The following is a 22009-nucleotide window of genomic DNA, read 5'->3' as shown; positions in this document are numbered from 1 at the left end:
GGGGTAACGCCTGCCGATGGCAAGGCAGTAAAAAAACCTCATGGTTATGGTGTCTTATTGTGGAAATGCGCGAATCAGGCCCTCTTGAAGAATGACATTACGATCGTTTCTGGGTGAATAAGCGGTTAAAGCATAGCGCCTTAACACATTACCTGCTCCGTAGCCGCTTCCAGGAACTTTGGATGCGTCGGTTTTATGTTCAAGTACCGGAATCTGATTTGCCGGATGATTGGCTGCACTGCCAAATTTGTCCGCATCTTCCCACGTGCTTATAATTGCTGCTGGAGAGTCAATTTTACGAGCTTTGTAGATGGCGATAACCTCCCCAGCGCTGTTGGTGATTTCACTGCGATCATCAATGCCGTTTCCGTTAGCATCTGTACTCAGGGTGCCGGATTCTGGGAAATAAGCGGCCGTTGTACTGTCTTTAACAAACTCACTGGTCATCCAATCTTGGTAATTTATTTTTGCAATCGTCAAGCCCATTTCCTGGTTGTAAAAGTCTTCTCTAGTGATGCGGTCATTGGCGGAAATCTGCAATTCCACCGTGGTCATGTTGGTGGCTAGAATGCCAATCGTGGTCAGGATGATCAGAAACAGCATGGCGCTGATCAGTACAAAGCCTTTTTCGTTGGTTTGTAGACGGTCGTTCATGAAATCCTCGTTTGGCGGAAATGCCATTATGGGGTCTTTATAGTGGACAGGATGAGTGCCTTGCTCTGCCCCTTGTCAAACCAGATGACGGTGACAGCTACAGTTTTGCTGTCCGCTACCGGGGTATTTTCCTGAACATTCCAGATGATGTCATAGTTGCCACCGGCATCCAATCGATGGCCGTCGGCAACTTGATCTGCGCCATTGGTGAGGGTATAGGTGCCGTTCGTGTCTTCTTCAAGGCGGTTGTCGTTATAATCCCAGCTGAAAATCTGTTCGATTTGATCACTGGCGATGTTGGCTGCTTCTGTAACCCGGTTGGCAACGGAGTTGCCCTTGATGGCCGAAATCTGCATCAGGGCCAGCCCCAGAATGCCGACGGCAAAGATCACCAGGGTGATGAGTACCTCAATCAGGGTGAAACCGGAAGAATCGGACAAAAGTTTTGGGTACATGATTCATCACTCCATGTTGCGGCATTGCACCGTGATGATTTGGAAGCGTCGGCGGAAGTTGTCGTTGTATGGCCCCCAGACGGCGCCGGATGCCGTGGTATAGGTTTGGGTATTGGTGAACTGCATGTCAGGCCGATCTGCGCGGGCCAACACTGAAAGCTGGACACTGCGGATGTCGCGCTCATTCGCAGTTACCTCGCCATCTTCGTCTAAATACCGAAATTCCAGTTGATCGATATTTTCGGCAATGGCTCGTTTTGTATTAGAGTCGTTGCCGACTTGTCGGCCAATATCGGTATCACCATCGTCGTAGGCATCGTAGAGTTCGAAGGTTACACTTTTCAACTCACCGACCTCATCCGCACCCGTCGAACTTTCATCATCATTATCTGCGTTGTCATTATCAATGCCATCATCATCGGCGACCTGGGTAAAGGTTATACTTGTCGCTTGGGCATCCGTAATGCCAACGTTGCCTGATCTGTACGGATCATATCCCGCCATACGTAGTTCCTGAATCAGCGAGCTTATTCCGGCGCGAATATTTTGCTGAACTTCCGCAACCTGGTCTTGGGTCAGGTAGCTCTTCTGCTGCGACTGGAAGGCCGCATAAACTGCTGTCAGCAACAGGCCGGATATGGCCAGAGCGATAAGAACTTCAACCAGAGTGAAGCCGCGTTGTTCCATGTGCGAAATTAAGGGTTTATTCTTCATGATATTCATTCCTGTTTTGGTTATTGCCAGCTGCCGTCAACCCCTGTGGAACTTCGTCTAATTTTGGGATAGCCAGAGGTCGAAAAATCCATTCTGAACCAGCGTGACCTGTCGTTTCTTATGACGGCATGGCCAATCCTTCCCCCTAAAGGAAGACCTTGGGAGTTGTAGCCCGCGCTTGCAATGCCACCAAAGGTTGCAGTAACCAGCGAGCATTTGGGCGGCATGGTGACTTGGAACAGCAATCGTTCACCGCCGTCTTGAACGGCATTAGCGGGGGTGCCTCCACCTTCACCGTCATCGATAAAAACGGTGTAGCCGCCGCCCGTAGCCGGAAACACAACGGTGGTGAATGCGATGCCGACACTGGTGTTGCGTTTGACGGCCTCAGATTTTGCTTTCTGCATGTTGGAAAATAGTTCGCGCGCGGCGCCACTCAACCGGTAGTTCGGCAGCCAGTTCATGATGCCAGGAATGGCGATGGCTGCGCTGATGGCGATAATGGCGACCACGATGATCAGTTCCATCAGCGTGAACCCGGCCTGTCGGTTGTGTTGTTTCATGGCTTGTGTCCTTTTTGAATCGCTCATCATCACAAGAGGGCTGTGGCCAACTTTTATGAAAGTTTTGTGCCAGCGGCCAAGTTGCTGATTTTTTTCGTTTTGGGGTGCGCGAATCGTGCAATTACTGCATAGTGTGCGCAATCTTTGCACAATAAGGCCTGTGCCGGTTCGGGGGTTTGCGGAATTTGGGGATTTTGAGACGGGAAGGGTGAAAAGCGCAGTCCTGCCTCAGGCATCCACGCACTTCGTCCCTTAGGTAACCTCGGCGAGCAAATTTATACGCCGTGACGGTGATCGCCCTGGGGTTACCAAAAGGGCTTTTAGTCCTTCAGATAAACGCCCAGGGCGCTTTGAGATCAGAACAGACTGGGAGGTCTGTGGAGGGAGCAACCATGAGAGCGGATTTTGTGTTACTGCACCAATTGCAGCCAGGCACGCCCGCTGCCATTTTCCTGTTCATTGAGCAACAGAAGAACGGCTAAATCTTTTCCCGAACGTTCGACCAGAGCAAAGTCGATGATAATGAGGAAAAGAGGGGACGCCCTTAAGAAATTAATTTGACTGCCGATGGCGCTGTTGAACTGCCCGTCCCCTGCCAAAATCCATTCACACCCGTAAGGAAATTCCCCGCAATGGACATCCCCCGCATCTTCAACATCACCGAAAGCGCTCACCGCATCCACAACCCGATCACCCCCGAAAAGCTCGCCACTCTCGGCGAGGCGCTGCGGCTGGAAGCGGGTGCTCGGGTGCTCGACCTCGGCAGCGGTTCGGGGGAGATGCTGTGTACCTGGGCGCGCGATCACGGTATCGTCGGCACCGGCATCGACCTGAGCCGGCTCTTTACCGATCAGGCGAAACACCGTGCCGAAGAACTCGGCGTTGCCGATCAGGTCCGGTTCATCCATGACGATGCCGCCGGCTATGTTGCCGACGAGAAGGTCGAGGTGGCGGCCTGTGTCGGCGCCACCTGGATCGGCGGGGGCGTCGCCGGCACCATCGAGCTGCTGGCGCGGAGCCTGCGCCCCGGCGGGATCATCCTCATCGGTGAGCCCTACTGGCGGCAGTTGCCGCCGACGGAAGCGGTCGCCCAGGGCTGTCTCGCCCACGCCATCTCCGACTTCCTCTCCCTTCCCGAACTCCTCGCCTCTTTCTGCTCCCTGGGCTGCGACGTTGTCGAAATGGTGCTGGCCGACCAAGACGGCTGGGACCGCTACGAGGCGGCCAAATGGTTGACCATGCGCCGCTGGCTCGAAGCCAATCCCGACGACGAGATGGCCCAGGAAGTTCGCACCCAACTGACCTCGGAACCCGAGCGCTACGCCGCTTACACCCGCGAATACTTGGGCTGGGGCGTGTTCGCACTGATGCCGCGATGAAGGGGGCTGCTGAGGATCGGCGAAGGTCGACTTGGCAACTTGGATGCTTGGTCATGGTTATGAGTCCGTAGTTGAGACCTGATCCTTTTGTGCCCTTTCGTGATAAATAGGCAAAACGGGGTCGTGTCTGTGGAGACACGACCCCGTTTGCGTTGTCCCTGTAGATTTTTAAATCACATAAAGCTAAGCCCAGATTTCTTCGTCGGTTGGAATCGGTCTGTTTTTCTGGGGATAACCGACTCTTGAAATATTGATCAAATGCTTGTAATCGAGATTTTCCGAGATGGAATTGTTTCCCCAGGAACCGCAACCGAGCGTCGTGGTCGGCGCAAAACCATTATACAGGCTGCCGCCGGCTGTGGTCGAACTTGGCTCATTGACGACCAGACGGCTGATGGGGAGTTCAATGCCGGCAGCTTCGATGTGGTTATTATTATTTGAATGAATGGCTGCCGAGTGACCGGCCCCTTCAATAAATAGATTCTTTTTGGCGATGGCAAGGCCTTCTGCAAATGAGTCATATTTGAATGCGACCATGACGGGGAACATCTTCTCTTTGCGCAAAATATCATCATCTCTATCGTTCGAACGCAGCATAATGATTTTTGTGTTTTCAGGGATTTCAACCCCCGCAAGCTCACCCATTTTTGCCACGCTCTGTCCAACCGCATCGGCGAATAGATGTCCGTCTACAAATAGCGCATTTCTGAATTTATCGACGATGGCTTGATCGTCGACATAGAAGGCGCCATTCGATTTAAATGCTGCGATAACTTCTTCATATCGATCCGCCGGGGCAATAATCGACTGTTCCCCAGAGCAAATAATCCCATTGTCGAATTTTCGCCCATAGATGATCTTTTGGGCCGCATCGTTATAGTCGATATCGATGTCGATCAATACCTGAACGTTTCCGGGGCCGACGCCATAGGATGGCTTGCCACTGCTGTATGCGGCAGCAACCATTGCGGGCCCGCCCGTTGCTACCAGCACATCGACCGACTTCATAAGTTCTTGAGTTAACTTGATTGATGGCTCTTCGATACATTGGATAAGATTTTCAGGACCGCCGAGTTTTGCGATTTCTTCTTTGATCAGGCGGGTCGTTTTACAGGTGACGGCTTTTGCCCGTGGATGCGCTGCGATAATGATGGCATTACGCCCCTTGAAAGCCAACATGGCATTGCACATGAGGGTGACAACAGGATTTGTGGTGGGCATTATCGCGCCCACAATCCCCTTGGGTTTGGCGACGAACACCAGACCGCGGCTCTCATCTCGGCCGATGATGCCGACGGACTTTTTATCTTTCAAGTGGTTCCAGATGACTTTCGATTTGCCGATGCATTTGGCCACCTTATCTTCATAAACGCCCATTCCGGTTTCGGTTGCGGCGTCGTAAGCAAGTTCCTCCGCATGGTCATAAACAATCTTCGCAACGGCTCTGACAATTGCATCCACACCCGCCTGATCAAAAGGTTCAAAGGCCTGTTGGGCAATGCGTGCCTTTTTCATCATTTCTTCGATTTGGATTTTTTCAGACATCTCACACATCCTTTCTTTAGCCAGCGTCTGTTTCGAAACGCGTCCAACGAAAACGCACACTCACGTTTACTTTTCTCTCCCTAAAATCACTAATGTGATAATTATTACCATACCCTAAAGTGCAGGGGTGGTAAATATTCTGGTTGGCAAGAAAAAAATAGAGATGGTCCCCATCTTTAGGAAGGAAATGAGGGACGCTCTTAGGGAAGGAAATGAGGGACGCTCTTAGGAAATTAATTTGACTGCCGCCGACGCTGTGCTAGTCTTCCCAAATGCCACGAACCGCACGCCTTGACGCGCCCGGGGTTTTCCATCATGTGATGATCCGGGGCATAGAGCGTCGCAACATATTCCGCAACAAAGCCGATAGGGACGATTTTCTCCAGCGCCTGGAGAAATTACTTCCGGAAACCAGAACCGCCTGTTATGGCTGGGTTCTGTTAACCAATCATGCGCACTTTCTTTTTCGGACCGGCGATGTCCCGCTGTCCAATCTCATGCGCCGATTACTGACCGGCTATGTCGTCGGATTCAACAAACGCCACTCCCGCAGTGGCCAGCTTTTCCAGAACCGTTTCAAATCCATCGTCTGCCAGGAAGAGGTCTATCTCAAGGAACTGGTCCGCTACATCCATTTGAACCCTCTCAGGGCCGGCTTGGTCGCCGATCTGGCCGGATTGCAACGTTACCGGTATTGCGGTCATGGTGCGCTGATCGGCGTTGCTGAAGTGGCGTGGCAGGATGTGACACATGTTTTAGCCTTTTTCGGCAACAGAACGTCCACCGCCAGGCAAGCTTATTTTGCTTACATGGAGGAAGGGCTTCAACAGGGAGAGCGTAAGGATTTGACCGGGGGAGGGCTGATTCGAAGCTCCGGCTGCTGGGCGGAAGCAAAGCACTGTGGCCGGGGCCATGTGATGAGCGATGAGCGTATCTTGGGCGAATCGGATTTTGTGGAGACTATTCTTTCGCGGGCCGGCGAGTCGCTGAATCGGCAGTATGTCTTGAAATCCTCCGGTTACGACCTGCAGCGACTTGCCGAGAGGGCCGCGGCGCTTTTGGGGATTGAAGTCGCTGACATCTTCTCCCGCAGTCGCCAGAGCACTAGGGTCAAAGCAAGAAGTCTCGTTTGCTTCTGGGCTGCAAAGGAGTTGGGCATGTCGCTGTCCGAACTTTCTCGCGCCTTCGGTTTGAGCATACCGGGCATCAGCTATGCCGTTGCGCGCGGAGAAGTTCTTGCACGGGACTACGATTTCAAGCTGGAGGGGTAGTTCTTTATTTTTTAAGAGCGTCCCTTGTGGCCTTACAGTGGTTAGATTTAGGAAATAAAATGCATCCATCAGACCGTATTAAATACATAAAGGGTATTGCCGAAGAATTGGCAAAAGAAGAGTGGGAATTTATTGACCTTACGCTTAAGCAGTTTGGTCTGCCTTGGACTGATCAATGGAATGGAAACAAAGAGACTTATGTAATACAAATGCTGGGAGACGCTGCTGCCAAACCTCTTTTAGAACTCGCAAAACACTTCGGAGTGGCAAGCCAGCTTGCATCCACTGTGAATCCAGGGTTCTGGGGTGAGCAAGATGCCCGATTGTTTCTTAGCCATCTTGCAAAAATGAAAAAAGAAACAAAATCCTTAAAAGACGAACTTGCAAAATATAGCATTTCTGCTTTTGTCGCCCACGAAGACATTGAACCAACTAAAGAGTGGCAGTCAGAAATTGAGTCGGCCCTTTCTACAATGGACGGCTTAGTTGCACTATTGTCCCCTGGTTTTAAAGAAAGCAATTGGTGTGACCAAGAAGTTGGTGTAGCAATAGGCAGAAAGCTCCCTATTATTTCTGTTCGGTTGGGTCTGGATCCATACGGTTTTATTGGAAAATATCAAGCATTGCAAGGTGTGGAGAAAACCCCGGCACAGATCGCTCAAAATCTTTTCGATTTACTCCTCATCAATCCAACTATTGGACCGAAAATTACAGGGGCCTTGGTGGGTAAGCTTATCCTTGCGGAAACATACGCAGAGTCTAAAAGGCTAATTGCTCTAATTGAACAGTCAAAATTTTTAAATTCAAAGCATATATCAGCAATGAAAGAAGCAGCAAAGAACAATAGTCAGGTTTATGACTCTTGGGGTGTTCCAGAAAAAATAAACAAAATTGCGAAAGAAATAGAAAACTAACGACTTTCTGAGCCCGTAAGAGTGACAACCGCAATGGACATCCCTCGAATATTCAACATCACTGAAAGTGCTCACCGCATCCACAACCCGATCACCCCCGAAAAGCTCGCCACTCTCGGAGCGGCGCTGCGGATGGAAGCGGGTGCTCGGGTGCTCGACCTCGGCAGCGGTTCGGGGGAGATGCTGTGTACCTGGGCGCGGGATCACGGCATTGTCGGCACCGGCATCGACATGAGCCGGCTGTTCACCGAGCAGGCGAAACGCCGGGCCGAAGAGCTCGTCGTCGCCGATCAAGTCAACTTCATCCATGGCGATGCCGCCGGCTACGTCGCCGACGAGAAGACCGAGGTGGCGGCCTGTGTCGGCGCCACTTGGATCGGTGGGGGCGTTGCCGGCACCATCGAGCTGCTGGCGCGGAGCCTGCGCCCCGGCGGGATCATCCTCATCGGTGAGCCCTACTGGCGGCAGTTGCCGCCGACGGAAGCGGTTGCCAAGGGCTGTCTCGCCCACGCGATCTCCGACTTTCTCAGCCTTCCGGAACTTCTCGCGTCTTTCCGCCACCTCGGCTTCGACGTCGTGGAAATGGTGCTGGCCGACCAGGACGGCTGGGACCGATACGAAGCGGCCAAATGGCTCACCATGCGCCGCTGGCTGGAAGCCAATCCCGCCGATGAACTCGCGAATGAAGTTCGCGCCCAACTGACCTCGGAACCCGAGCGCTACACCACTTACACCCGTGAATACCTGGGCTGGGGCGTGTTCGCGCTGATGCCGCGGTGAAGGGGGATGCCGAGAGTCAGCGAAGGGGCTGGCAGCTTGGAAGCCGGACCCTTTATACCGAAGCCCAGAGCCGGTTCAGCGTCCCTTCGAGGATGGCGTTGTTGACGCCCATGCCCATGTAGCCGGTTTGGCCGTAGGTGTCGTAATCGTTGACCTGGCCGATCAGCTCGCGGATTTCCTTCTCCCGGGCGCGAAACAACTCCGGATTATCGAGAATGGCGAAGATCTTCGCCGCCAGCGGGTCGGGTAGATCCTGTTCCCGTTGCGCCGCTTCCGTGACGGCGCGCAGTTCCGTAAAAAGTTCCATTATTCTCCCTCCTTGAGCCAGCCCAGGGTGCGTTTCAGATCCTCGTGGTCGTAGGCCCATTTGCAGCAGCCGGTTTCGGCGTAGACGTCGTACTCGCGAACCTGGGCCAGCAGCATCTCCACCAGATATTCCCTGTCACCGTATTTCTCCGGCTTTCGGGCCACCTCCAGCACCGGATCGGCCAGCCATTGGGGAAGATCCCCGTCGTTGTACTGCTCCAGGGTCGCGGCCTCCAGATCTTTGAACAGTGGATTCATTGTCGTCTCCTTTAGGATGGGCGTAGTTGGCGCAGAATTTCCGTTACCCGTTGCCAATCCACCGCCGGGGTGAGGTGGCACCAGGAAAGGCGCAGGGAGCATTCCGCCCGTTCGGGGGGGATGCCCATGGCCGCCAGCACGTGGCTGGGGGTGCGGGTGTGGGAGGTGCAAGCCGAGGTACTCGACAGGGCGATCGTTCCCTTCAGGGCGTGAATGGCCTTATCCGAGGGGATGCCAGGGAGGGAGACATTCAGCACGTGGGGGAGGGTGTAGCGCTCGTCGCCGTTCTGCCGGGCGCCGAGTTCGGCGAAGGCCTGCAGCACCTCCGCGCGGAAGGTGCGGCAGGCCTCCCGGCGTTGTTCGTGGTCGCGCAGGGCGAGCTTGGCCGCCTCGCCGAAGCCGGCGATGAGCGGCACCGGCAGGGTGCCCGGGCGCAAGCCCTGCTCCTGGCCGCCGCCGAACATGAGCGGTTTCAGTGGCGGCAGGCGGCCGTCCCGTTTGCGGGCGACGAGGGCGCCGATCCCCTTGGGTCCGTAGATTTTATGGCCGCTGACGGCGATCAGGTCGATGCGTGGATTTTGCAGCGGTTCGAGCTCCTTGCCGAAGCCCTGGGCGGCATCGACGTGCCACCAGGCTCCGTGCCCGGCGAGGATGGCCGCCGTCTCGGCGAGGGGCTGGCTCACCCCGGTTTCGTTGTTGACCTGCATGGTCGAAACCAGCGCCGTGTCGGGGCGCAGGGTGGCGGCCAGTTGCTTCGGATTGAAACGGCCGTCGGCGCCGACGGGGAGCACCGTCAGCTCGAAGCCGAGGCGTTGCAATTCTTCGCAGGGTTCGAGCACTGCCTTGTGCTCGACGGCGGTGGTGATGATGTGGCACCGACCCTCGCGCCAGGCCGTTTCGGCCAGGCCGAGCAGGGCGAGATTGTTGGCCTCGGTGGCGCCGCTGGTGAAGATCACCTCGTCGGGGCGGGCGGCGACGACCTTGGCGATCTGGGCGCGGGCATGCTCGACGGCGGCCCGGGCGAAGAGCCCGTAGTCGTGGATGGGGCTGGCCGGGTTGCCGAAATCCTTTTCAAGGAAGCGCGCCGCCAGGGCCGCGACCGAAGGTTCCACCGGAGTTGTCGCGTTGCAGTCGAGATAGACGGCCATGGGGATTCCTCGCTGTTGGTTTAATCCAAGTATAAGGGCAAGTTTTTTATATCGAAAATATATTGTTTTTATCAGTATTATATATTTTAGATATGACAAACAGGCGGGGAGGGTGTCGATGGATTTGCGGCAATTACGGTTTTTTCTCGAAGTGGCCCGTTTCGGCAGTTTCACCCGGGCGGCGGAACGGCTGAACATCGCTCAGCCGGCCTTGAGCATCGCCATCCGCAAGCTGGAGGAGGAGTTGGAGGTTCGGCTCTTCAACCGCCGCGACCGGAAAATTACCCTTACCGCCGAGGGGGAAGTGCTGGCCCGTCACGCCGAGGAGATTCTGCGCAAGGTGGCGGGGGCGCGCCGGGAGCTCGACGAGCTGCGCGGGCTGATCAAGGGGGAGGTGCGGGTCGGGCTCACGCCGATGCTGAGCAGTTTCTTCTTTCCCGGAATCCTGTCGGCCTTCAAGCGCCGCCATCCCGCCCTGAATCTCTCCATCCTCGGCGACAGTGCCTGGAACCTGCAGCGGCGGATCGAGCAGGGGGAGCTCGATATGGGCATCATCGCCGGCGCGGTGCCGGAAGGGCTCGAATCCCATCCGCTGCTGCGCGAGGAGGTGGTGGCCTGCGTCCGCCGCGACCATCCCTTCGCCGGAGGGAAGAAAGTCCCCTTGCCCGAACTGCTCGGCGAGCCCCTCATCCACTTCACGGCGGGCTATCACCTGCGTGAACTGATCGACGAACTGGCGGCCCAGGCGGGTTGCGTGCCGACGGTGGCGGCGGAATCGAACCTCTATTCCCTCATCGCCGGACTGGTGCGGGAAGAGCTCGGCCTGGCTTTCATGCTCAAGACGGTGGTGGTGCGCGAGACGGAGCTGGCGGCGGTTTCCTGCGATCCGCCCCTGTTTATCGACCTGGCCATCGCCTGGAAAAAGAACGCCGGGCTCTCCGCCGCCAACCGCGCCTTCGTCGATTTTCTCATGGAAGAGGTGGACGATTACTACCTGCTGGCGCGGGTGGCGGGCACCTTTCCGCTGCCGTAGGCGTCACACCCGGTTGGCGCGCAACTGGTCGAGGGGATAGAAGGTGCCGCGCCAGGTGATGCCCCCCTGCCAGTGGTTGAGGATGACCGTGCGCAGGACAATGTAGGCGAAGAGGGTGGAGGTCAGGGGAAAACCGACGGCGTACCAGGGGCTGAAACCGTGAAAGCGGGCGCTGTCGGCGATGAGCAGGCTGAGCAGGAGGACGACGGCGAGGTAGACCAACCGGGTCGGCCCCGCGGTGACGAAGAGGGCGAGATAGGGCCAGACGCCGCCGAGCAGCTGGAAGACCACGCCGCCCAGGGCCAGCCACAGGCGGTAGTCGGTGCCGGCGTAGACGTTTTTTTCGAGGCCGCGAATCAGCTGGCCGACGCTGGCGTACCACTCGACCTGGAGCAGGCCGGTGCCGTAGGCGAGATCCTGACGGTAGCCGGCTTTTTTCAGGATTTTTCCCAGTTTGAGGTCATCGTCGGGGCGCAGGGCGATGGTCCGGTGGCCGCCGACTCGGGCGTAGGCTTCGGCCCGCACCAGGTTGAAGGCGCCGATGCCGATATGGCGGGGGCTCTTCGGGTCGCGGGCCTGCCAGGGGCGGGTGAAGACCCCGAAGACAAAGCCGAAGGCGGCCATGAACAGATTGAGCAGCAGCTTCGGCATGTGCGCTTCGGGGGTGGCCGCGAGATGATCGAGCCCGGCGCTTTCCAGCAGATGGACCGCCCGGCGCAGGACATCGGGGCGCATCAGCACGTCGGCATCGGTGAAGAGCAGCAGTTCCCCCCGGGCCTGGCGGCTGCCGAGCCACAGGGCGTGATTCTTGCCGAGCCAGCCCGGCGGCAGTTCGGCGACATGCAGTACACACAGGCGCCCGTCTTCCCGCGCCAACTGGTCGAGGATCGCCCCGGTGCGGTCCTCGCTGCGGTCGTTGACGAGAATCAGTTCCAGTTCCGGATAGTCGAGCTTCAGCAGCGACCGCACCGCCGCCTCGATGTTTCGCTCCTCGTTGCGGGCGGCGGCGATCAGCGAAACCCTCGGCGGCCGCTCCGGCAACGTGGTGGGAACCTCCCGCAGAAAGCGCAGCTTGCGGCTGCCGCTGAAGACATCGACGGCGATGACGGCGTAGGCGGCCAGGGTCGCGAGGGCGAGCCAAAAGAGCCAGCCCATCAGGGCGCCCCGAGCGGATCGCGGCTGGAAAAAACCGGGGGAGAAGCGTCCATCCGGATGTTGTTCATGGCCGGCTCTGAAAATTTGTCGAAGAGGATCTGGCTTCTCGCCCCGCTTGGATTTCCTCAAGGGCCAGGGCCACGGCCCGGTCGTAGGGGATCAGCGATTCGGGGATCAGTTCGCGGAGGCGGTTTTCCCGGCAGACTACCTCGTTATTCAGTCCTTTGAGCAAGGCCAGCGCCACCTCGCTTTTGACCGGCGAGAGCAGGCCGATCAGCCGCGAGGTCAGCCAGGCCGAGAAGACCGGGGTGGGGAAATAGAGATTGACGTGGCCGGCGACCTGGGCCAGATGTTCGAGCATCTCCCGGTAGCTGAGGATCTCCGGCCCGCCGATGTCGAAGGTGGCTCCGGCGGTCGCTTCCGCGTTCAGGCAACCGGCCAGGTAGCCGATCACGTTGTCGACGGCGATGGGTTGACAGCGGGTCCGCAAGCCGGGCAGGTCGGGGATGACCGGTTGGGTGCGGACCAGGAAGCGCAGGATTTCAAAGGATGAGCCGCCGGCGCCGATGATGACGGCGGCGCGCAGGACAGTGGTGGCGAAGTTCCCCCGGCGCAGGATTTCCCCCACTTCGTGGCGGCTGCGCAAATGGTCCGAGAGCTCTTCGTGGGCGCCCAGCCCCGACAGGTAAATGACCCGCCGCAGCTTCGCCCGTTCGGCGGCGGCGACGAAATTTTCCGCCGCCGCCCGATCCCTGGCGGCGAAATCCTTCTCTCCGGCGTCGAGGGAATGGACCAGATAGTAGGCGGTTTCGATGCCGTCGAGGGCGTCCCTCAGGGAGTCCGGGTCGAGCAGGTCGGCGATCACGTTTTCCACGCCGCCCGACGATGCGGCGACTTTCCGTCGCGACAGACAGCGCGGCAGGTAGCCTTCGGCCAGGAGCCTGGCGACCAGTCGCCGGCCGATGAAGCCGCTCGCTCCGGTCACGAGAATTTTTGGCTTGTCCGCCATCGCAGCCTTTCCTTTCTCTCTTCCGCTTGGCCCAAACACGTAAAGGGCACGTGGGATGAGAACAGAATTGTAGCCGGACAGGCGCCGGCGGTCCACCCGACGACCGACGCCCCCGGAAAGTTTTTCCCGAGGGCGTCGGCTGGTTCATGGATTTCCGCTTGGGGGGGAGAGCGCCGGTCAGCGGGGCGCCGGCATCATCAGGTCGAGGTCTTCGAGCAGCGCCTGGAGATCCTCTTCGTGTTCGACCTCCTGGGTGAGGATGGTCAGGGCCATGTTATAGGTGAGGGGGTCCTTGCCCTCGGTCAGTTTCATCATCCGGTCATAAACGCCGATGGCGCACTGTTCGGCCTGGATGTTCTGCTGCAGCAGGGTGCGAACGAAGGGGTCGTCGGGCGCGTCGTAGCCGCAGTTGCTCCAGTCGAACCAGACCTTGGGCGTGGTGAGCGGGGTGCCGCCGAGCTGGATGATGCGGTCGGCGACCAGGTTCGCATGCCCCAACTCCTCGGTGGCGTGCTGGAGCAGTTCGGCGATGACGGCGTCCTTCATCGGTCCCTTGGCGACCTTGGCGCCGACCCAGTACTGGTAGTAGGCCAGCCACTCGTCGGCGAAGGCCTTGTTGAGCAGTTTCAACAGTTCCTCGACATCCAATCCGATGATTGCCCTGCCTTTGGTTCCCATGGGCCACCTCCTTTTCCGCGCGCGGGTAAAAAATGTTCTTTATCCGTTTATCGCGTCGGCGGCGTTTGTCAACGGGGCCGGATAGGCGAAATGCAGTTGTCGATGCCCGCGCGGGTGTCGCCACCGTATCGCCACCATCCGGACGCTGGACCGTTCAGCTTTTTTTGATTGCTTTTGCTTTTTTGTTGGGCTACTCAGCGTGCATGAGCAAAGGGGAAAGGCGGGATGAAGGGATCATGGCGGCAATGAAAAGGATTCCCCTCGGACCGGGCTTCTGGCTGGTGCTGGTCGGACTGCTCTTTTCCGGTCTGCTCGGGGCCTTCGGGGTGAGCAACTACCGCAGCGCCCGGCCCATCGCCGAGGGAACCCTTCGCGGTTTGGCCCTGTCCCTGGCGTCGACCTTCGAGGCGCTGGCCAACCAGGATCCCTCCCTGGTCCTGCTGCGCCGGGTGAGCAGTCCGGATATCGCCTTTTATGCGGTCAGCGACCCCGCGGGGCTGCTTCTTTTTCACAGCAATCCCGACCTGGTCGGCACGCTGACGGCGGATGACTACACGCCGCCGGCCTTTACCGCCCGGGGTTTTTGGGAAGGGCGCATCGTGCTCGGCACCGGCGAGGAAGTTTACGAATTCCTCGCCCCCCTGCACCTGCCCGACCGGCAACTGATCCAGCGGTTGGTGCTGCACACCTACCAGGCCGACGCCGTGGTCCGGCGGGCGCGCAACGGACTCATGGTCCTCGGCCTGCTGCTGGCGGCGGGCTGGGGCATGGGCATCGTCCTTTACCTCCAGGCGCGCCGCGCCGCCCGCCACCGTCGGGAAATGGCCCGGCAGCAACATCTCGCCCAACTCGGCACCCTCGGGGCGGTGCTGGCGCACGAGGTACGCAATCCCCTTTCCGGCATCAAGGGCTACGCCCAACTGCTCGAAGAAACCCTGGGGCATGAGGAACAGCGCCAGTTCGCCCGGCAGGTGGTGACCGAGTCGGTGCGCCTCGAAGAGCTGGTCAACGATCTGCTCGCCTATGCCCAGCCCTCCCTTCCCAAGCTCGCCCCGGTCGCGCTTCCGGCTCTGGCGCAAGAGGTGTTGGCCCTGGTCGAAGGGAGTGCCCGCGCCGCCGGGGTGCGCCTGGAATGCGCCGAAGACGCGAGTCCGCCGGTACTGGCCGACGCCGACCGCCTGCGCCAGGTGTTGCTCAATTTGCTGGTCAATGCCGTGCAGGCGACGGCGGCGGGCGGCGAGGTGCGGCTGACGGCGTGGGAGCGCGGGGGGAAAGTGGAGCTGCAAGTGAGCGACACCGGCCAGGGAATCGCCGCCGAGGATCTGCCGCGCATCTTCGAGCCCTTTTTCACCCGGCGGGCGCGGGGGACCGGTCTCGGCCTGGCCATCTGCAAGAAATATCTGGATGAAATGCACGGAACCCTGACCGTCGAAAGTGTTCCCGGGCAGGGGAGCGTCTTCACGGTCACCTTGCCGACGGCGAAGAGGAGCGGACAATGAGCGCGCGGATTCTGATCGTTGAAGATGACCGGACCTTTCGGGGGTTTCTCCAGACCGTTCTGCGCGGCGCCGGGCATGCGCCGGAGGCGGTGGAGACGGCGGAGGAAGGGCTCGTTCTTTTGGCCCGGGGTCAGTACGATCTGATCCTCTCCGATCTCAAGCTGCCGGGGATGAGCGGGCTCGACTTTTTCCGCGCCGCGCGCGGGGAGGGGAGTGCCGCCCCCTTTATCCTTCTCACCGCCTTCGGCACCATCGAAGAGGCGGTGGCGGCGATCAAGGAGGGGGTGGCCGATTTTCTCACCAAGCCCCTCAAGGATCCCGAAACCCTGCGGACCCTGGTCGGCAAGCACCTGCACGCCGGCAGCCGCGAGCGGGACTATCTTGCCCTCAAGGAGACCGAGGCCGCCGGCCTGCCGCCGGTCGAGCTGATCTTCGCGGGAAAGGTCATGGCCGAGGTCCATGGCCTGGTACGGGAGGTGGCGGCGACCGCGACCACCGTCCTCTTGCAGGGGGAGAGCGGCACCGGCAAGGAGCTGGTGGCGCGCTCGATCCATCTCTACAGCCCGCGCCGGCAGGGAGCCTTCGTCGCCGTCAACTGCGCGGCAATCCCGGAAAACCTTCTCGAAAGCGAGCTCTTCGGCCACGAGCGCGGCGCTTTCAGCGGCGCCGTCCAGACTCGGCGCGGCAAGTTCGAGCTGGCCCAGGGGGGCACCCTCTTTCTCGACGAAATCGGCGAATTGCCCTTGCCCTTGCAGGCCAAGCTGCTGCGGGTGTTGCAGGAGCGGCGCTTCGAGCGGGTCGGCGGCAGCCGCGAGATCCTCTCCGACGCGCGGGTGGTGGCGGCGACCAACCGCGATCTCGGCGAGGAGGCGCGGGAAAAGCGTTTTCGCGAGGATCTCTTCTATCGCCTCAATGTCTTCCCCATCGAGCTCCCCCCGTTGCGGAGCCGTCTCGACATCCTGCCCGGGCTGGTCGACTATTTCATCCGCCGTTTTGCCCGTCTTACCGGCAAGGAACTTTCCGGCATCGACCCCGAGGCGCTCGAATACCTGCGCCGTTACCACTGGCCGGGGAATATCCGCGAGTTGCAGAATGTCATGGAGCGGGCGGTGATTCTCGGCCGGGGACGGGTTCGCCGGGAGCAGCTGCCGGATTTTTCGGCGAGGGCGCAAGCGAGTGCGCCGACTGAGGCTCCCCGCTTGGAAGAGGTGGAGCGCCAGGCGATTCTCGACGCCCTGGAGGCCTGCGGCGGCAACCGGCGGCTGACGGCGGAGAAGCTCGGTATTTCCAAGCGCACCCTGCAATACCGGCTGAAGCGCTATGGCTTGATCGGGGATGAAGAATGATGGGTGCAAAAATGGTGTCAGTAGATGCAATCTTTGCACCTTGCGGTTTGCACCAATGCGTCGTCTCACTATTTAAGTGAAGTGATTCCATGTGGTTGTGAATCTTTTTCCGGTTGGCACGGTCTGTGGATTACTGAGGCTTGCGCGCATTAACCCACAACACACCAACACGGAGGATTCATCATGAAAAAGCAGTTTGTTAAAGTTGTTGTTCTGGCCGCGGCCTGTACCCTGGCCCTGGGCGGTTACGCTTTCGCCGGCAAGGGCGCCGGGGCCGGCGGTGCCGGCGGCAAGGGCTTGCAGACCCGCACCGCGACCAAGGTCCAGACCCAGAGCAAACTTCAGACCCAGTCCCGGCAGCAGTTGCATGTCAACACCGGCGACGGCCTGACCACCCCCGCCGGCAGCGCCCAGGGCAGCCAGCGCAAGCTCGGGCTCGCCGACGGCTCGGAACTCGCCCCCCGTCCCCAGGACGGCACCGGCTTCGGCAGCTCGAAGCGGACGGTGGAATAATTCTTGATTCCGGGGGGCCGGAGCTCGGACTCCGGCCCTTTTCGGGATCAGGTTTCACGCAGGAAAGGTATCGTCATGACCGGCCGTTTTTTTCTCATTCTGCTTGCCCTTGGCCTCTGTTGGTCCGCGCCGTCCCCGGCCCGCGCCGGATGGTGGTTCGGCTCCGACAGCGCTTGGGAGAAGAGCGGCCTCGATCTGCATCAGGGCTATGACGAAAATACGGTGATTTCCCTCAGCGGAACGGTGGTCGAAATTTCCCCGGGGCAGGGGCGGGAACCGGCCCTGGCGGTGGTGGAGAGCAGCGGGGAGCGGGTCTCGCTGGTCCTCGGTCCCGGCGATTACTGGCGGGAGCAGGGATTGGAACTGCGTCCCGGCGATGTCGTTTCGGCGCGGGGCTCCAAGGCCCTAGGGAAGGACGGCGTCGCCTATCTCATGGTGCAGAACATCGCCCGCGCCGGGGACAGCCGGGATATCGCCTTGCGCCAGCGCGATACCGGCCGCCCGGCCTGGTCGGGCGGGCAGCGGCCCATGCACCAACGCCCGATGCCGATGCGGCAAATGCGCGGCGGAGGCCGCAACCATTAAGGGTTAACGGCTGATGAAAAACGCCCATCTGCGACGATCCAGGGGCGCCTCACCTTTAACTCCTCACCCCTCACGGTTTCCCCCCCTTTTGCGCCGGACGGCGTCAGGACTTTTCTCTATGAACAGACTGTTTTCGGCCGCTCTGGCCACACTGATGATCTTCGCCGCGTCGGCCGGCGCGGCGCGGGCTTCCGACCCTACCGAATATCGCATGGCCGAGCGTCCCCTTTTCTCTCTGGGGATCGGGCTGGACTACGAAACCGGCGATTACGGCACGGGCAGCGACAGCGATTTCGTTTCCGTCCCCCTCTATATCGATTTCTATCCCAGCGAGCGTCTCGACTTCGAGCTGATCATCCCCTACGTCTACCAATCCCTGGAGGACGGCGACGTTTCGACGGTGGTCTACCGTACTTCCGGCGGTTCCGCCGCCGGGGCGGTGCGCGGCAGGCGGGCGGCGGCGACTACCGATTCGACGACAACCACCACCACGACGACCACCACCACGAAAAGCCGTGATACTTCCGAGAGCGGCCTGGGGGACATCACCCTGACCGCCGGTTATGTGCTGATCGAGGAAAATTCGGGGACGCCCCAGATCCGCCCCACCTTCTACCTCAAGTTTCCGACGGCGGACGAGGACAAGGGGCTCGGCACCGGCGAGTTCGATTTCGGTCCCGGTCTAACCGTCGCCAAGTGGCTGGGCGACTGGCATCTTTTCGCCGAAGGGGTTTACGTCGTGCAGGGGGATTCGGATCTGTACGATAGTCAGGATTATTTCCGTTACAACGGCGGCCTCGGTTATCAGTTGAACGACGGCCTCTACGGCGCCGTGCAGGCCGTGGGTGCGACCGCCCCCGCCGACGGTGCCGACGAAGCGCTGGAAGGTCGCCTCAAACTGGTCTGGCGCCCGGTCGCGGATGTGGCCTTCGAAGGCTATGTCGGCACCGGCTTGTCGGACGGCAGCGCCGATTTCACCTCCAGTCTGGCGGTCTTTTTCGACTTCTGACAAAAAAGGGGGGCGCCCGTCGGCGTCCCCCCGATTCCGTTCCATCTTTTCCTTTTCTTGCCACACTCCCCTGTCTTCATCAATCGACGATGACCTGCCCCAGTTGCGTCTCCGGAATCAGTTGTCGCTCCAGAAGGGCGTTTTTGAAGCGCTCCGTGATATCGCTCGCCAGCAGCCGTTCAAAGCGGATGTCGAGAACATAGGCCTTGATCGTCAGCCGGGTCAGGAAGGTGCGGTCGAAGCGGTCTTCGATCAGCACCCGGATCGGCTTTTTGAGATAGACGTAAGGAGAACTGCTCGCCGATTCCTGGGCCAGATTTCGTACCAGGGTGAGATCGAGATGGGCGGGAAGGGTGAAGTGGACCTCGACCATTTCATCAAGGGCGCCCGAGTTGGAGTTGGAGACGGCCTGCCCCAGCACCAGGGCGTTGGGCAGGGTCACAGTGCTGTCGCCGAAGGTTTGCACGCGGATCGAGCGCAGGCCGATATTGGTCACCTCTCCATAGTGATCGCCGACCTCGATCATGTCGCCGACGCGGAAGGGGCGGTCGAAGAGGATCAGAATCCCGGCGATGACATTCTTGATCAGATCCTGGGCACCCAGGCCGAGTGCCAGTCCGGCCGAGGCGCTGATGGCGACGAGAGTGTTCATCGGCGGATTGAAAACGGCGAAGATGATGAAGACGACGGCGCCGATCCAGATCAGCAGGCGCAAGACGGGAAAAACACTGGCGATGAAGAGCCGATGCCGGCCGAATTTTTTTTGCAGTCGTTCTGCGCCAAGCCGCAACAGGGAGACAAAGAGCCAGGTCGCGGCAAAACAAGCGATCGCCAGCAAAAGTCGCCCCGGGGAGAACTGATGGAGGAGGTTCTGAATCGTTTCTTCTTGCATGGCCTTTTCCGTTCAATAAAGGATATTCATGACTTCCAGTGTTTTGACAACCGGCGTGTAGTAGACGGGATTGAGCCGGTAGCGGACGTCTCCTCCCGCTCCCCGTGGGGGTTCGACCAGCAGCAGTCCGAGGCTCGCCAGGTATTCCAGGCGCAGGCGGCCGGTCAGGGGATCGCAGTGGAAGATGCGCTGGTGTTCCTCGGCCGAAAGCCCGCCGTGACCGAGAACTTCCGCCAGGGTTAAGCGCTGGTCGCCGTCCAGTTCCCGAAGAAAGGAAAAGTCGATCTTTCCCAGGGGACAGGCGTGAAAGCTCTCGCTTTCGGCATCGTAGCCGAGGCAGAGGAGCCAGTAGTGGAACGCTGCGTCGAGGTTGCCACCGCTGGCCGTGAAAAGTTCGCGGAAGAAGCGGTTTTCCCGCTCGCGCCCGTCGCCGGTGGTGCCGTTGCTCTCTTTCCCGTTTCCTTCGCCGGAGAAGGTTAGCGGATAGCCGGAAATGCGCTGACGCAGCAGCAGGACCTGGCGAATCTCCTGCTGGCCGGCAAGCAAGGTCGAAATCTGGTGGGTGAAGAAGCGGTTGATCTGGTACTGGTAATCGAGGCGTTCCCAGGGGACTTTGCGAAAGGTGACCAGCCAGAGAAAATGTCGGCGGGTGGCCAGCAGCAGGTAGCACAGGGCCTCTACCGCGCGGCCGCCGCCCACCACGCGCAAGGCCAGGTTGTGTCCGCCCTCGACCAGCACCATGCCTTTTGGGCGGGTCAACAGCTCCCCGATCAGTTCGTCGAGGGTGGCGAGCGGTTTTTTGATATCGAATCCTTGCCGGAACAGTTCGATGACATCCTCCGGGGATTGCAGTCGCTTGTCGATTTCGAGACGCAGCAGTTCCCCCTGAGCGCCGTATTCGCTGGCGAAACAGTTGACCAGCGACGTTTTGCCGCTCCCCTCCGGCCCGATCACCGCCAGGCTGCACGCCTGCCCCTGTTCCCAGCGGGTGAAGAGATCATCCAGCACCTCCAGTTCCTCGTCGCGGGCGACGAGGAATTCCCGGGTCTTCAGCGGGCCGAGAGTGAAAAGCCGGCGATGCAGAGGGGGGAAGGTTTCGCTGCGGCGCAGCACTTCCTGGGCGGAGGGCAGGTCGGTGAGGCTCAGGAGTTTTTCCTGCGGGGCCGCTTCCTTGTGCAGAACCTCTTGCAGGTTGCTGAACATTTTGTGTGAAGCGGCGCGCAGGAGGGAGGTCTCTTCCTGGTCGGAGATGTCGAAATAGTGGCGGAATGCCTTTTTCCCCCGACGCTTGAGGCTCTCGCCCAGATCTTGCCAGGGCTGAGATCCGGAATATTTCCCCCCGGCCAGTTTCTGGCCGCAGACTTCCAGGCGTTCGGCCAGCCCGGCCCAGTAGTCGTCCAGGGGGGCGAAGAGTTCGGCGATCTGCTGTTCGGCAGTGGCGAGGACACCGCAGGCGAGCTGTTCGGCCTCTTCGACCCCCTTGCCGAAGTCGACGGCAGACTTCTTTTCCTCTTCGGAAACAACGAGACGGGCCAGCTCTTCCTCGGCAACCTGGAAATGAAAGCGGATGCTCGGCCAAAGGTCGGCCACGCGGCTGTGCAGGCGCGCGCTCAGTTCGCTGAGTTCTTCGACCAGTGGATGGTACTCCAGTTCTTCGGTCGTCGGCAGGTTTTCGGCCGGGCTGTTGAGCAGGCCCCGGGCTCGGGCGGTTTCCCGCAAACGGAAGGCGAGCTGAGCCGACAGGCCGGCGTCCGCGGGGAGGGGGAGGGCGTCCCTTTCGGCCTGGTAACGTTCGAGCTGTTTCCGGGCGCTGTCGGTAAGCTTTTCGAGCAGGGCGAGGACGGTTTTTCTCCCCGCGAGCCGCCCCTTGGTGGCCTGTTCGAACTGGGGTCGAACCTTTTTCAGCAGCCAGGTGCGCTGGGCGGTCAGTTCCGTTTGCAGACGCTTGACGAACTCTTTCGCCTCTTCCGGCGGCGGGTTCTTCGGCCGCTGCGCGAAGGATTCGGCCAGCTGTCGCCGACCTTTGGCGAGGGACTCCAGTAACCGGGTGATGGCTTCGGCCTGAGCGGCGCGAAAGGTGACGCCGTCGGCCCGACACTGCCCCAGGACCTTTTCATCCAGGACCGGCGGCTGGGGCGAGGATGGGGCGGCGGGATTGGGAGGATCTTGCAAGTCTGTTTCCGACATGGGAACTCCGGGGGTTGATGGACAATCTGCGAGTTTTTGTGACGCCATCAATCATAACCGAACTTCCCGGCGATTGAAGCAAGAAATCCAATCCTGCAGAGTCGCCCGTGCGCGCA

24 protein-coding genes are annotated in these 22009 nt (G+C 59.6%); 10 read left to right on the top strand and 14 right to left on the bottom strand.

The genetic code is table 11. From position 1 onward, the window contains the following. Positions 1 to 54: 54 nt before the first annotated feature. The 5 genes from BQ4888_RS16160 to BQ4888_RS17650 all read right to left on the bottom strand — a co-directional run bounded on the left by BQ4888_RS16160 (position 55) and on the right by BQ4888_RS17650 (position 2985). A complete protein-coding gene (locus BQ4888_RS16160) occupies positions 55 to 654 on the bottom strand; it encodes a pilus assembly PilX N-terminal domain-containing protein (protein WP_140396692.1) in 600 nt (199 codons plus the stop codon). A gap of 26 nt (positions 655 to 680) precedes the next feature. Beyond that, on the bottom strand, positions 681 to 1109 hold the full coding sequence (locus tag BQ4888_RS16155) for a type IV pilus modification PilV family protein (RefSeq protein ID WP_092058550.1): 429 nt from the start codon (positions 1107 to 1109) through the stop codon (positions 681 to 683). Between the two features lie 6 nt (positions 1110 to 1115). Next, positions 1116 to 1823: a prepilin-type N-terminal cleavage/methylation domain-containing protein gene (locus tag BQ4888_RS16150; protein ID WP_170232914.1), complete on the bottom strand. Its 708-nt coding sequence runs from the start codon at positions 1821 to 1823 to the stop codon at positions 1116 to 1118. A gap of 20 nt (positions 1824 to 1843) precedes the next feature. Further along, positions 1844 to 2386: a GspH/FimT family pseudopilin gene (locus tag BQ4888_RS16145; RefSeq protein WP_205748035.1), complete on the bottom strand. Its 543-nt coding sequence runs from the start codon at positions 2384 to 2386 to the stop codon at positions 1844 to 1846. 410 nt (positions 2387 to 2796) lie between these two features. Then, on the bottom strand, positions 2797 to 2985 hold the full coding sequence (locus BQ4888_RS17650) for a hypothetical protein (protein ID WP_170232913.1): 189 nt from the start codon (positions 2983 to 2985) through the stop codon (positions 2797 to 2799). Between the two features lie 33 nt (positions 2986 to 3018). Here BQ4888_RS17650 and BQ4888_RS16140 point away from each other — a divergent pair, with 33 nt between their 5' ends. Next, entirely contained in the window at positions 3019 to 3765 is a 747-nt protein-coding gene (locus BQ4888_RS16140) for an SAM-dependent methyltransferase (RefSeq protein ID WP_092058546.1), read from the top strand. A gap of 183 nt (positions 3766 to 3948) precedes the next feature. Here BQ4888_RS16140 and BQ4888_RS16135 read toward each other — a convergent pair whose 3' ends face one another. Further along, positions 3949 to 5310 carry an aldehyde dehydrogenase family protein gene (locus BQ4888_RS16135; RefSeq protein WP_092058544.1) on the bottom strand — a complete coding sequence of 454 codons (1362 nt, stop codon included), beginning with the start codon at positions 5308 to 5310 and terminating at the stop codon, positions 3949 to 3951. Positions 5311 to 5582: 272 nt separating this feature from the next. Here BQ4888_RS16135 and BQ4888_RS16130 point away from each other — a divergent pair, with 272 nt between their 5' ends. The 3 genes from BQ4888_RS16130 to BQ4888_RS16120 are packed head-to-tail and all read left to right on the top strand — an operon-like array spanning position 5583 to position 8275. Beyond that, complete coding sequence (locus BQ4888_RS16130) at positions 5583 to 6581, top strand: transposase (RefSeq protein ID WP_092058542.1); 999 nt, start codon at positions 5583 to 5585, stop codon at positions 6579 to 6581. A 26-nt stretch (positions 6582 to 6607) separates the two neighbouring features. Further along, a complete protein-coding gene (locus tag BQ4888_RS16125) occupies positions 6608 to 7495 on the top strand; it encodes a toll/interleukin-1 receptor domain-containing protein (protein WP_205748034.1) in 888 nt (295 codons plus the stop codon). 33 nt (positions 7496 to 7528) lie between these two features. Then, positions 7529 to 8275, top strand: a complete 747-nt coding sequence (locus tag BQ4888_RS16120; RefSeq protein ID WP_092058540.1) for an SAM-dependent methyltransferase — start codon at positions 7529 to 7531, stop codon at positions 8273 to 8275. 52 nt (positions 8276 to 8327) lie between these two features. On the opposite strand, the gene BQ4888_RS16115 is transcribed toward BQ4888_RS16120, so the two are convergent. Genes BQ4888_RS16115 through BQ4888_RS16105 form a run of 3 tightly spaced genes read right to left on the bottom strand, consistent with a single transcriptional unit; the run spans position 8328 to position 9987 of the window. Then, positions 8328 to 8582 carry a GSU3529 family protein gene (locus tag BQ4888_RS16115; RefSeq protein WP_092058538.1) on the bottom strand — a complete coding sequence of 85 codons (255 nt, stop codon included), beginning with the start codon at positions 8580 to 8582 and terminating at the stop codon, positions 8328 to 8330. Beyond that, entirely contained in the window at positions 8582 to 8839 is a 258-nt protein-coding gene (locus BQ4888_RS16110; RefSeq protein ID WP_092058535.1) for a GSU3529 family protein, read from the bottom strand. Before BQ4888_RS16110 ends, BQ4888_RS16115 begins: the two co-directional genes overlap by 1 nt. Positions 8840 to 8850: 11 nt before the next feature. Then, a complete protein-coding gene (locus tag BQ4888_RS16105; protein WP_092058533.1) occupies positions 8851 to 9987 on the bottom strand; it encodes a cysteine desulfurase family protein in 1137 nt (378 codons plus the stop codon). Positions 9988 to 10105: 118 nt separating this feature from the next. On the opposite strand from BQ4888_RS16105, the gene BQ4888_RS16100 reads away from it, so the two are divergent. Then, positions 10106 to 11020, top strand: a complete 915-nt coding sequence (locus BQ4888_RS16100; protein WP_092058531.1) for a LysR family transcriptional regulator — start codon at positions 10106 to 10108, stop codon at positions 11018 to 11020. Positions 11021 to 11023: 3 nt separating this feature from the next. On the opposite strand, the gene BQ4888_RS16095 is transcribed toward BQ4888_RS16100, so the two are convergent. From BQ4888_RS16095 to BQ4888_RS16085, 3 genes are all read right to left on the bottom strand, one after another. After that, entirely contained in the window at positions 11024 to 12175 is a 1152-nt protein-coding gene (locus BQ4888_RS16095; RefSeq protein ID WP_092058529.1) for a glycosyltransferase family 2 protein, read from the bottom strand. A 64-nt stretch (positions 12176 to 12239) separates the two neighbouring features. Further along, a complete protein-coding gene (locus BQ4888_RS16090) occupies positions 12240 to 13184 on the bottom strand; it encodes an NAD(P)H-binding protein (RefSeq protein ID WP_092058527.1) in 945 nt (314 codons plus the stop codon). A gap of 177 nt (positions 13185 to 13361) precedes the next feature. Continuing rightward, the gene (locus BQ4888_RS16085) at positions 13362 to 13862 is read right to left on the bottom strand and encodes a ferritin-like domain-containing protein (RefSeq protein WP_092058525.1); all 501 of its coding nucleotides are present in this window, start codon (positions 13860 to 13862) and stop codon (positions 13362 to 13364) included. A 236-nt stretch (positions 13863 to 14098) separates the two neighbouring features. Here BQ4888_RS16085 and BQ4888_RS16080 point away from each other — a divergent pair, with 236 nt between their 5' ends. The 5 genes from BQ4888_RS16080 to BQ4888_RS16060 all read left to right on the top strand — a co-directional run bounded on the left by BQ4888_RS16080 (position 14099) and on the right by BQ4888_RS16060 (position 18814). Continuing rightward, positions 14099 to 15361, top strand: coding sequence for a two-component system sensor histidine kinase NtrB (locus tag BQ4888_RS16080; protein ID WP_240746371.1), 1263 nt, complete (start codon positions 14099 to 14101; stop codon positions 15359 to 15361). Further along, positions 15358 to 16707 (top strand): sigma-54-dependent transcriptional regulator, encoded by a 1350-nt coding sequence (locus BQ4888_RS16075; protein ID WP_092058523.1) that lies wholly within the window; start codon positions 15358 to 15360, stop codon positions 16705 to 16707. The genes BQ4888_RS16080 and BQ4888_RS16075 overlap by 4 nt, the downstream gene beginning before the upstream one ends. 183 nt (positions 16708 to 16890) lie before the next feature. Continuing rightward, complete coding sequence (locus BQ4888_RS16070; RefSeq protein ID WP_092058521.1) at positions 16891 to 17220, top strand: hypothetical protein; 330 nt, start codon at positions 16891 to 16893, stop codon at positions 17218 to 17220. 75 nt (positions 17221 to 17295) lie between these two features. Next, a complete protein-coding gene (locus BQ4888_RS16065) occupies positions 17296 to 17805 on the top strand; it encodes a MamS/MamX family magnetosome protein (RefSeq protein ID WP_092058519.1) in 510 nt (169 codons plus the stop codon). Positions 17806 to 17923: 118 nt separating this feature from the next. Next, entirely contained in the window at positions 17924 to 18814 is an 891-nt protein-coding gene (locus BQ4888_RS16060; protein WP_170232912.1) for a transporter, read from the top strand. A gap of 79 nt (positions 18815 to 18893) precedes the next feature. Here the strand turns inward: BQ4888_RS16060 and BQ4888_RS16055 are convergent, their stop codons facing one another. Together BQ4888_RS16055 and BQ4888_RS16050 are read right to left on the bottom strand one after the other, a co-directional pair. Beyond that, positions 18894 to 19706 (bottom strand): mechanosensitive ion channel family protein, encoded by an 813-nt coding sequence (locus BQ4888_RS16055; protein ID WP_092058515.1) that lies wholly within the window; start codon positions 19704 to 19706, stop codon positions 18894 to 18896. A 12-nt stretch (positions 19707 to 19718) separates the two neighbouring features. Continuing rightward, positions 19719 to 21893 carry an ATP-binding protein gene (locus BQ4888_RS16050; RefSeq protein ID WP_170232911.1) on the bottom strand — a complete coding sequence of 725 codons (2175 nt, stop codon included), beginning with the start codon at positions 21891 to 21893 and terminating at the stop codon, positions 19719 to 19721. Between the last annotated feature and the right edge of the window lie 116 nt (positions 21894 to 22009).

Origin of the sequence: Desulfuromonas acetexigens (assembly GCF_900111775.1) — a bacterium.
Lineage (GTDB): Bacteria > Desulfobacterota > Desulfuromonadia > Desulfuromonadales > Trichloromonadaceae > Trichloromonas > Trichloromonas acetexigens.
Note: the sequence above shows the minus strand (reverse complement) of the source record. Positions and strands in the feature narration are given on the sequence as shown.